Source organism: Pedobacter sp. 10L46_2, assembly GCF_056395165.1.
Map to the genome: position 1 here is coordinate 1 of NZ_JBFTIZ010000553.1, position 1087 is coordinate 1087.

Annotated in this window: 2 protein-coding genes; both read left to right on the top strand. The window is 39.7% G+C overall.

Annotated elements, in window-relative coordinates:
• Positions 1 to 644, top strand: a 644-nt coding sequence (locus tag AC1DDX_RS27745; RefSeq protein ID WP_477623080.1) for a FecR family protein, incomplete at its 5' end; no start/stop codon positions are given.
• The coding region (locus tag AC1DDX_RS27750) for an STN domain-containing protein (RefSeq protein ID WP_477623081.1) at positions 644 to 1087 on the top strand (444 nt) is incomplete at its 3' end. The genes AC1DDX_RS27745 and AC1DDX_RS27750, both read left to right, overlap by 1 nt.

The window sequence follows — 1087 nt, forward strand, 5'->3', positions numbered from 1 at the left end:
GCACCAGGGTTTGGCTAAACGCAGCCTCCACTTTAAAGTTTCCGTCAAGTTTTGCCGGCACAGCGCAGCGTAAGATTGAATTAAGTGGTGAGGCTTATTTTGAGGTAGCCAAAAATAAAACCCATCCATTCATCGTAGTATCAAATGAACAGCTGGTAGAGGTGTTAGGTACGCATTTCAACATTAGCAATTATACTGATGAAGGTAGCATAAAGACTACCCTTTTAGAAGGAAGTTTAATTGTTACGTCATCCCGAGGGAAGCGCAGCGGAGAGGGATCTCTTGGTCATGCTACCTCAAGAGATCTCTCCTATCGTCGAGATGACGTAATCCTCAAACCTGGCCAACAATCCACGTTTACCCATAACAAGCCTATAGAGGTTAAGCAAGTTGATGCCAGTGATGTTATTGCCTGGAAAGATGGCAAATTCGCATTCCGAAATGAGTCTTTGGAAAGTATCATGCGTAAAGTTGCCAGATGGTATGATGTTGAAATCGAGTATCAAAACAATCAGATAGGCAAAGAAATTTTGGGAGGCTCATTTACCAGATCCGAACAGATTTCTACTATACTAACAACGCTTGAACTTGCCAGCGATGTACACTTTAAAATACAAGGCAAAAAAGTTATTATAACTAAATAATGAAGTTAAATTCAGTATTCATACTATCAATACTGTGCTTGCTCAGCACATCGGTAACGGCTCAAAAGCTCAATCTCGTAAAGAAAAAAGTCACTCTTGTTCAAGTCTTTAAAGAAATAACCAGGCAGACTGACTATCAGGTAATCTGGAATGAGCAAAAACTAAACGTAGATCAACGGATCGATGCAGATTTTCAAAATGTAAGTTTGCCCCAGGTCATGAACCGTATTTTATCAGGCCTCCCGCTTACTTACATCATTTCAAAAAAAATGATCATCATAAATTCCTCTCCGATTATTGATGTACATGGTATAGTAATAAATGAGCAGAATCAATTACTGGAAGGTGCAAGTGTCAGTGTTAAAGGAGAAAACAAAATAACTGTTACCGATGCTAAGGGCCAATACTTACTAAAGCGAGTAGATACCGGAGCCACACTGATT